Annotated in this window: 9 protein-coding genes; 4 read left to right on the top strand and 5 right to left on the bottom strand. The window is 35.9% G+C overall.

Annotated features, from left to right (window positions below):
• From AC4AGG_RS07600 to coaE, 4 genes are all read left to right on the top strand, one after another.
• Positions 1 to 335 (top strand): tetratricopeptide repeat protein (locus AC4AGG_RS07600; RefSeq protein WP_489771395.1); only part of this gene is annotated, 335 nt, incomplete at its 5' end.
• 23 nt (positions 336 to 358) lie between these two features.
• On the top strand, positions 359 to 964 hold the full coding sequence (locus AC4AGG_RS07595) for a peroxiredoxin-like family protein (RefSeq protein WP_489771394.1): 606 nt from the start codon (positions 359 to 361) through the stop codon (positions 962 to 964).
• 33 nt (positions 965 to 997) lie between these two features.
• A complete protein-coding gene (locus AC4AGG_RS07590; protein WP_489771393.1) occupies positions 998 to 1,864 on the top strand; it encodes an MBL fold metallo-hydrolase in 867 nt (288 codons plus the stop codon).
• 133 nt (positions 1,865 to 1,997) lie between these two features.
• The gene (gene coaE / locus AC4AGG_RS07585; RefSeq protein ID WP_489771392.1) at positions 1,998 to 2,630 is read left to right on the top strand and encodes a dephospho-CoA kinase; all 633 of its coding nucleotides are present in this window, start codon (positions 1,998 to 2,000) and stop codon (positions 2,628 to 2,630) included.
• A 60-nt stretch (positions 2,631 to 2,690) separates the two neighbouring features.
• On the opposite strand, the gene pckA is transcribed toward coaE, so the two are convergent.
• The 5 genes from pckA to bshC all read right to left on the bottom strand — a co-directional run bounded on the left by pckA (position 2,691) and on the right by bshC (position 9,561).
• On the bottom strand, positions 2,691 to 4,292 hold the full coding sequence (gene pckA / locus AC4AGG_RS07580; protein WP_489771391.1) for a phosphoenolpyruvate carboxykinase (ATP): 1,602 nt from the start codon (positions 4,290 to 4,292) through the stop codon (positions 2,691 to 2,693).
• Between the two features lie 112 nt (positions 4,293 to 4,404).
• On the bottom strand, positions 4,405 to 5,313 hold the full coding sequence (locus AC4AGG_RS07575) for a GYDIA family GHMP kinase (RefSeq protein WP_489771390.1): 909 nt from the start codon (positions 5,311 to 5,313) through the stop codon (positions 4,405 to 4,407).
• Positions 5,314 to 5,323: 10 nt separating this feature from the next.
• Complete coding sequence (gene fabD / locus AC4AGG_RS07570; protein ID WP_489771389.1) at positions 5,324 to 6,190, bottom strand: ACP S-malonyltransferase; 867 nt, start codon at positions 6,188 to 6,190, stop codon at positions 5,324 to 5,326.
• Between the two features lie 59 nt (positions 6,191 to 6,249).
• Positions 6,250 to 7,938 (bottom strand): LysM peptidoglycan-binding domain-containing protein, encoded by a 1,689-nt coding sequence (locus tag AC4AGG_RS07565; RefSeq protein ID WP_489771388.1) that lies wholly within the window; start codon positions 7,936 to 7,938, stop codon positions 6,250 to 6,252.
• 36 nt (positions 7,939 to 7,974) lie between these two features.
• Positions 7,975 to 9,561 (bottom strand): bacillithiol biosynthesis cysteine-adding enzyme BshC, encoded by a 1,587-nt coding sequence (gene bshC / locus AC4AGG_RS07560; RefSeq protein WP_489771387.1) that lies wholly within the window; start codon positions 9,559 to 9,561, stop codon positions 7,975 to 7,977.
• Positions 9,562 to 9,568: the final 7 nt, after the last annotated feature.

The raw sequence follows: 9,568 nt of genomic DNA, 5'->3' as shown, positions 1-9,568 counted from the left end.
ATACTTTAAGAGGATATGCGTATAATCAAATTGGGAATGACGATTTGGCTATAAAGGATTTAGACACAGCACTAAACCTTGATCCAAAATTTAATCCAAAAAATTATTTTAATAGAGCAGCTTTAAGGATAAAGGTTGGAAAATATGACTTAGCTTTAAATGACTATAACGAATATCTCAAAATAGTGAATGACGGCAATGGTTTTTTCGAAAGAGGAAAATTGTTAAAATTTTTAGGCAAAAAAGATGAAGCTTGCAAAGATTTCGAAAATTCTATTAATTTAGGGAATGATAATTTGGAAGTAATAAGTTTAAAAGAAGATACTTGTAAATAATAAAAATGTTTATAAATTTAATTATGAGAAAACTACTTTTAGGCTTTACATTTATTCTGACTTTTGTTTTAGGGTTTAATGCGCAGATACCTGAGAAGGCAGAAGACATTTCACCGCTTTTAATTGGAGAGATTTTGCCTGTTGCAACTTTGCAAGATGTTTCGGGGAAGAATATTTCATTAACCGAAGTTTTAGCTAAACAACCTACAGTGTTAATTTTCTATCGTGGAGGATGGTGCCCTTACTGTAATGCTCAATTGGCTGGCGTTGCTAAAGTTGAAAGTGAAATTATTAAGCTAGGCTATCAGATTGTGGCAGTAAGTCCAGATGATTATCAAAACCTGAAAGCGACAGAAGAAGCGGATGATATCAAATACCAACTATATTCTGACCCAAAGGGAACGTTAATTAAAAATATGGGATTGGCCTTTCAAATGCCAGAAAAATATAAAACTTATATCCCATCAAAAGGCCAAAAAGGAGAAATAGCAGATGTGCTTCCTGTGCCAACTGTTATGGTTTTGGATACGACAGGAAAAATTCAGTTTGAATATATTAACCCAGATTACAGAGAACGGATGAACTCTGACATGCTTTTAGCGGTGCTTAAAGTTTTGAAGCAAAAATAATCATCCGGAAATAACCAATAATACCCAATCATTATGAAACTATATCCTATACAATGCGGAAATTTCAAATTAGATGGCGGTGCTATGTTTGGCGTGGTTCCGAAATCTCTTTGGCAAAAGACTAATCCAGCAGACGAAAATAATCTTATTGACATGGGAATGCGCTCCCTTTTGATAGAGGATGGAAAAAAACTGATTTTGGTGGATTGCGGTTTAGGAAACAAACAAAATGAGAAATTCTTCGGCCATTATTCACTCTACGGGAATGATTCTTTAGAGAAAAATCTTGCAAAATTCGGGTTTGTAAAAGATGATATTACGGATGTTTTCCTTACTCACTTGCATTTTGACCATTGTGGCGGAGCCATCGAATGGAATGATGAAAAATCAGGTTATCGTCCAGCCTTCAAAAACGCACAATTTTGGAGCAACGAAAATCATTGGAAATGGGCAACAGAACCAAATCCACGCGAAAAAGCGAGCTTTCTAAAAGAGAATATTCTTCCTATCCAGGAAAGTGGACAACTTAATTTCGTTCCGCTTCCTAAAACTGGTAACTACAGCTTCTATCCCGACTTGAAAATGGATATCATTTTTATGGATGGACACACAGAAAAACAAATGCTTCCTGTGCTTCAATATCAGGATAAAACGATTGTTTTCGCGGCGGACCTTATTCCAACGGCAGGCCATGTTCCATTGGTCTATGTCATGGGTTATGATACCAGACCTTTGTTGACAATGGAAGAAAAAGATAAATTTTTGAAACAAGCGGTAGAAAACGATTATTTGCTTTTTTTAGAACATGATGCTCATCACGAATTGGCTTCACTTAAGATGACCGAAAAAGGCGTGAAACTTGACCAAACCTTTAGCTTTAATGAAGTTTTTGGATACTAAACATGAGCGATGAGTGATAAGCGAAAAATAATATGATCATTACTGATTACCAATCACTTACCGCTCTTCACCTATTGAATATTGCTCAATAATCTCAGAATTTAGTATCTTTGAATAAATTTCAACTCAAATCATGGAAAATTTATCTTCCGAATCTCAAAAATCGGAACCCGAACCGAAGATTATCGGTCTTACTGGAGGTATTGGCTCTGGAAAGTCCACTGTTGCAAATTTCATTGAGGAAGCTGGCTTCCCTGTCTATTTTTCTGACACTCGCGCCAAAAATATTGTCAACGACAATGATGAACTGAAAGCAAAAATTAAAATGCTTTTAGGTGATAATGCGTACGACAGCGAAGGATTATACAATCGAAAATATGTCGCTGGTCTCGTTTTTGAAAACGATGAGCTTTTGCAACAACTTAATGGTCTTATTCATCCAGCAGTGAAATCTGATTTCAACGACTGGATTAATGCTCAAGACGCTGAGTTTGTTTTTAAGGAAACAGCTCTTTTATTTGAGTTAAATCTTGAAAAAGATTGCTACAAGTCTATTTTGGTTACCGCTGAAGATAACATGAGAATCAAACGTGTTATGGATCGTGACGGAAAAACTTATCGTGAAGTCGAAAACATCATGGATAAGCAAATGCCTGAAAAAGATAAATGTCGAAGAGCGGATTTCATTATCTACAACAATGGAAAAATCGAAGAACTAAAAGTCGAAACCGAGATTGTCCTGCAAAAATTGACAGCAGAATCATAAACATAAAAAAAAACTTTCAACCGTGGTTGAAAGTTTTTTTTACTATAAAGCGAATCTAAATTAGATTTGAGGACCAGCAGGAATCAATGCTTTACCTTCTTCTGTATCACAATACTGCTCAAAGTTTTTGATGTACTTAGCAGCAAGCGATTTCGCTTTTTCTTCCCATTCAGTAACATTAGCATAAGTTGCTCTAGGATCTAGGATACCTTGAGAAACGTTTGGTAATGAAGTAGGGTAAGATAAGTTCATAATTGGAACTGTATTAGTTTCAGCTTTGTCGATAGATCCATCTAGGATAGCATCGATAATTGCTCTTGTATCTTTCAAAGAGATTCTCTTACCAGTACCATTCCATCCTGTGTTTACTAAATAAGCTTTAGCTCCGTGCTCTTTCATTTTTCCAATTAATGTTTTAGAATACATTGTTGGGTGTAATGATAAGAAAGCTTCACCAAATGCAGGAGAGAAAGATGGAGTTGGTTCAGTAATTCCTCTTTCAGTACCAGCTAATTTAGATGTATATCCGCAAAGGAAGTGGTATTGAGCTTGAGCATCATCTAAGATAGATACCGGAGGCAATACACCAAATGCATCAGCAGAAAGATAAATAATTTTGCTAGCGTGTCCTGCTTTAGAAGGAAGAACGATTTTGTTGATATGATAGATTGGGTAAGAAACTCTTGTGTTTTCAGTAATTGAGTTATCGTTATAGTCGATTTCTCCATACTCGTTAACAACCACGTTTTCTAATAATGCATCTCTCTTAATAGCTCTGAAGATGTCTGGTTCTTTTTCTTCAGTTAAGTCGATAACTTTTGCATAACATCCACCTTCGTAGTTGAATACACCGTTATCATCCCATCCGTGCTCATCATCACCAATTAGGTAACGTTTAGGGTCTGCAGAAAGGGTAGTTTTACCAGTTCCAGAAAGACCAAAGAATACAGCAACATCACCATCTTCACCTACGTTAGCAGAACAGTGCATAGAAGCCATACCTTTCAATGGAAGATAGTAGTTCATCATTGCGAACATACCTTTCTTCATTTCACCACCGTACCAAGTACCACCAATAATTTGGATTCTTTCAGTAAGGTTGAACATTACGAAGTTTTCAGAATTTAATCCTTGTTCTTTCCAGTTAGGGTTAGTAGTTTTAGAACCGTTCATTACAACGAAATCTGGCTCTCCGAAGTTTTCTAATTCGTAGTGAGAAGGTCTGATGAACATGTTAGTCACGAAGTGAGCTTGCCATGCAACTTCCATTACGAATCTTACTTTCAATCTTGTATCTGGGTTAGTACCGCAAAAAGCATCTACTACATATAGTCTCTTAGAAGAAGATAATTGCTCTAAAACCAATTCTTTACAAGAAGCAAAAATTTGTGGCGTTGTAGCAAAGTTAACATCTCCCCAATGGATGGTATCTCTTGTAACATCGTCTTCTACGATATATCTGTCTTTAGGAGAACGACCTGTAAAAATACCAGTTTTAACAGCCATTGCACCAGATTCTGTAACTGCACCTTTTTCAAAACCTTTGTTCTTTTCAGAAATTTCAGCTTTGTACAATTCTTCATAAGATGGGTTGTAGACTACTTCATGGTAACCTGTAATTCCTAAATCGTGTAACTCTTGGATAATTTTAATGTTTTTCATATTTAATAAAATTTCAATTCTTTAAATTTAGCGTAACGAATTTACGAATTTTTAGGCCTTCCTCTATTATGATATTAGTCACTAGACGGCATCAAAGCTAAAGCAAAGAATATCAATAAATTACATCATTATAATCCAAAAGTACATCGTAATTTCTCTCTTCGAAGTAAGATTTGTAATCACCAAATTTTGAAGCTAGAATAAAATCTCCTTCCCAACCTCCCAAACTTTTAATCATTCCTCCGTATTCTGGGAATAACTTTTCCTTAATTGTACTTATCTGCAAAAAATCTGAAAGAAGCTTCTCATGATGGCTTAAAAGCTCACAAAAAGATGTTAAATCGGTACTCTTTATAACTTGCTTTGTTATCTCGGAAATTTCAGAAATTAAAAGGTCGGATTTAGGTCGATTTCTGTATTGAGAAATTGCTTCTCTACTGTTCTTCTTCTGTTTTAAGTGAATTAGAACTAAATCTGAAGCAAATTCTGGTTTGAAGTCTATTGTTTGAAACTTTCGTTCTGGTTGTCTTTGATACAGGATCGTAGAAGCGGATTGCGCGACGGCAATGTCATAGCCACTTCCTTTAAAAAATTTTTCGTTTAGTTCGAAAGCATCAATTCCTGCCCAAACTGATAGGTTGTTAATCAATGTAGAACTACTTCCCCATCCGTAATTTCGAGGAAATTCTAATTGAGTACGGATATGATAAGAAATATCTGATTGTATTCGTAATGGAGATTTGCTTTGTATATCCTGAAGAAGCCTTACAAGAAATTGAGCTTCCTCTTCTAGATTAGTATCTATAATCTCCCAGGTTTGATAATTGATGAAAGCTTTCAACCAAAGCTGCTCCCCAAAAAAAGCATTCCAAGAAATTGTAGACTTTTGGTCATCAACTTCTTGGAATGTTAAATTTTGTCCTGCTTTGGTAGGTACCGCTAGTGCTAAGGCACCATCCAAAACAACATATTCTGCGGTCAAAAGTAATTTTCCATGCGAAAAAAAAGTACCGCTTTCCATGCAATAATAATTAAGATACTGCTACTTCCGAATTGATCTTTTTAATCAATCCTTGTAACGTTTTGCCCGGTCCAACTTCAACAAACTTGGATGCTCCATCTTTTATCATATTCTGAACCGACTGAGTCCATTTTACAGGTCCAGTTAACTGAGCGATTAGATTCTTCTTAATCTCTTCAGAATCGATAACGGCGGTTGTAGTAATATTTTGATAAACAGGAATGCTTGCTTTTCTAAATTTGGTTCCTTCAATAGCTTTAGCCAATCTATCTTGAGCTGGAGCCATCAAAGGCGAATGAAAAGCTCCATTCACTGGAAGAAGTAAAGCTCTTCTTGCTCCTGCTTCTTTCAATTTTTCGCAAGCAGCTTCAACAGCAGTAGTTTCCCCTGAGATAACCAATTGTCCGGGACAATTATAATTAGCAGGAACTACGATTCCTTCTGTCTCGGCACAAATTTTTTCAACAACAGCGTCATCTAAACCTAGAATCGCCGCCATCGAACTTGGATTAATATTACATGCTTCTTGCATTGCCTTTGCTCTTTCAGCAACGAGTTGCAATCCATCTTCAAATGATAAAACACCATTAGCAACCAAAGCTGAAAACTCTCCAAGAGAATGACCTGCAACCATCTCTGCTCCAAGCGTATCCGTCGCCTTAAGCGCCGCAATCGAATGAATAAATATAGCAGGTTGAGTAACTTCAGTTTTTTTGAGGTCTTCATCACTGCCTTTAAACATGATATCCAAAATATTGAATCCCAAAATTTCATTTGCAGACTCCATAAGATCTTTAATATCTTTTCTTGTACTGTAAAGCTCTTCGCCCATACCTACAAACTGCGATCCCTGACCTGGAAAAACTAGTGCTTTCATTAGTATTTTTTTTTAAAATTTCAACGTTGCAAAAGTAAACAAAAAAATATTATGATAAATTAAGGATTCAATCTCTCTACAATATAACCGGTATTAATGTAAGCCCCGTTGTTCTTTGTTCTTTGAAATTCGAACTTAGAAGCTAACTGATTCTGAACCTTTTGAATCTGCTTAAATATCTCACCTTTGCTGTTTTCTCTGCTCAACATATCATTAACAACATCAAATCCGACTACCGCAAATCTTGATGGTGTTTTACAATATTCTTCTTTGTAATCCGAGAGTACTTCTCTCTCAAAACTGCCATCTTCATTAATCTTAATATCTCTGATATAAACCAAATTGACTTTCCCTAAATCACTTTTCTTCTTATCAAAATCTCCATGATGAAAAAGGCTAAAAGCTTTAATCCCTTCCGTCTCAGATGAAAGTTCAATCAACTTAGTTGCAAAGCGTTCTCCATCCTCGTCTTTATCACCTGCCAAAATCGCAATTATTGGAGCAGTGTTACCAGTCATCATATTGGTATCTGTAGCCATTTCAGAAGCTGTTTTTACACCTACAATTTGTGGATTTTTAAGAATTTTATTTAGTTGTGCTTGAAGATAATTAGCTAATTGCGTGTTACTACCTGAAACAATATATATCTTTTGATTAGCATAAATATCAGAAACTTCCCTTGCGATACGATCAGCATAGGTGTTCTCATTAGTTTCCGTCATGATAAGATTACTATAGCCATACAATTCTTCAGAATTAGCAAACGGCGCTACAACAGGAATCTTCTTGTCTTTGACATATTCTAAAACTTCAATAACATTTGATTTAAAGAAAGGACCGATAATCAAATCTGTATTATCTCGATTAATCTGAGTTAAAGAGTTCTTGAAAGAAACTTCGTTACCTGCATCAACAACTTTAATGTTCAGCTTTTGGCCATTTCTCGCATTTCTTTCGATAGCCAATTTAGCACCCGAAAGAAAATCCGTTGATCTTGCTCTGAACTTAGTATCACCAGTATCATATCCAAAAGGTAGCATCAGCACAACATGAAGTTCGTCTCCCGTCTTTTTGGAATAAGCAGGATCTATTTTCTTAATTTTAAGATCCATCCCCTGGTTCAGTCCCGAAGAAAGTTCAGGATTAAGTTTAATCAAATCATCTAATGTAACCCCAAATTTGTTTACAATACCAAATGTCGTATCTTCACTTTGCACTTTGTAAATCAAATAATTATCATCAGAAACACCGGTTGTAGTATAGGTGTTGTAATTGTTATCATTCTTTGCAGGCTGAGTAACTACAGGCTGTTTTACCTCAGGTTCATCCGTTGCAATAGGCTGACCATTGCCATACTTTGTGATTTTATCCAAAGGTAATTTAACTCGTTCTCCGATTTGCATCATCAACTCAGGGTTCCAAGCTCTCACCTCCTCCTCTGTTACATGATATTGCTTGGTCATACCATACATGGTCTGCTTTGGTTGCAGAATAATATATCCAAATTTATTGCTTGTAGCAGTGGTAGTACTAGATGAAGCTGGAGCTTTTGCATCTAATCTAACCACTTGTCCTAGAGCCAAAGTTCCGTTTTCCATCCCTGGATTAAGTTGGTACAATTTACTAAGACTGATTCCGTATTTTTTTGAAATCGAATACGGCGTATCTCCCTTTGCAACAGTATGGGATTGTTGTGCTGAAATCTGCACAATAACACCTAAAAATAGGGTTAGAATTATCTTTTTCATATTATAGTTTCAATAGACAAAAATAGTTTTTTCTTTTTAATTTTCTAAGATGACCAACTGTGAAGTTTCCACAGCCATCTGTTGGTAACAAGTTTCAAGCCATGACTTTCCTTCCTCAGCAAAAAAATCGGAAAAATTGTACACTCGCTCCTGCCACGAATTGCCAGGATGCACCTCTGCAAAAATGCGTTCTAGACGCTCCAAAAGCTCAACCTGCTTTCTCTTTTCAGCTTTTAATAGCCTTTTTCTAAAACGAGTAAATGACTTCGTTTGGCGAACTTCTTCAGCTTTGACCATATTCCCAAAACTTTGTTCGGTAGTCTTGGCTTGTTGATTTAATACAGCAAATTGATTTTTAAGAGTAGCTTCTAACTCATCTAAGAGTGCCGCAATTTGATGATTTTCAATAATTTTACTCTTAGAAACCTCTGCGAAATTTCGAAAGAAGTCCTGAATCGTTAGTCCAAGTTTTTCTGCTTTATTTACCGTTTTAGAATCTAAAAAAAGCATTGAATTTCGTGGAATCAAAATCGGAAAAGGAATCTCCAAATGTCCAAAATAATCTTTAAGCTCCAACCAGTACATCACCTCAGCGTTACCACCAATATAAGCAAGGTTTGGCAAAATCCTCTCTTGATAAATTGGCCTCATCAAAGCATTAGGACTGAATCTTTCTGGATGAGAGTCTAATTGACGAAGTATTTCTTCACGGGAAATTACCTTTCCGTCCTCCATCAATTGAAAATCCGAACCTTTCTCATCTATTCGATTTCGGTTACCATCTAGGTAAAATAGATTAATCACTCTGGGATTAACCTGAACTTTGCTATAACGTTTCCTTAGTTTATCAACTTCGGATTGAGTATATTTTTGAAGCGAATGATCAAGTAATTCCTCATGAAAGATATCCTTCATCTGAGCCTTCAATCGAGAGTCATTACCATCCAAAATCAAGAGCCCATCATCAGAAAACAATCGATTAACAAGGATTCTGGTTGCTTGTGAAAGTGTATTCCCTTTTTGATAAGCTTCCTGCATCATTTTGATTAACTCGGTTCCAAACGTGAAATCTTTGAAATCTTCGGTAAAACGAGAAATAAAATTGTCATCCTCGATCACTATTTCACCTACGGGCTTACCAGATTTTGCTTGCAATTCGTAATGATGCTCTTTTGTTTTAAAATGATTAATTTCCTCAAAATCATGATCTTCTGACGCCATCCAAAAAACTGGAACAAAATGATTATTGGAAAAATGCGACTTCATAAACTCAGTCGTTTTGATGGTCTGCAAAATTTTATAAATAAAAAAAACTGGCCCCGTAAAAAGATTCAACTGATGTCCCGTGGTAACGGAAAAGGTATTGCCTTCTGTAAGAAAGTTAATATTTTGCTGCTGCTTTTCAGAAATATAGAGCGCAGAATGTTGCTCCTTCAACACGCTTTGTAGTAAATTCCGTTGATCTTGCTTAAAGCTTTCCCTCTTCTTTTCTATCTGCATCGCAAAATGCGGAATCGAAAAAGTTTGAGTCTCAAAACCCTCAATTTTTTGATTCAAAAAATCCTTAATCAATCCCGGGATGGAATCAATTGAAGTGAATGGTATTTTTTCTAAAACTTTCAAAGTCGTA

This window comes from Chryseobacterium sp. CG10_8, assembly GCF_058117085.1.
This window is presented reverse-complemented; position numbering and strand designations above follow the sequence as displayed.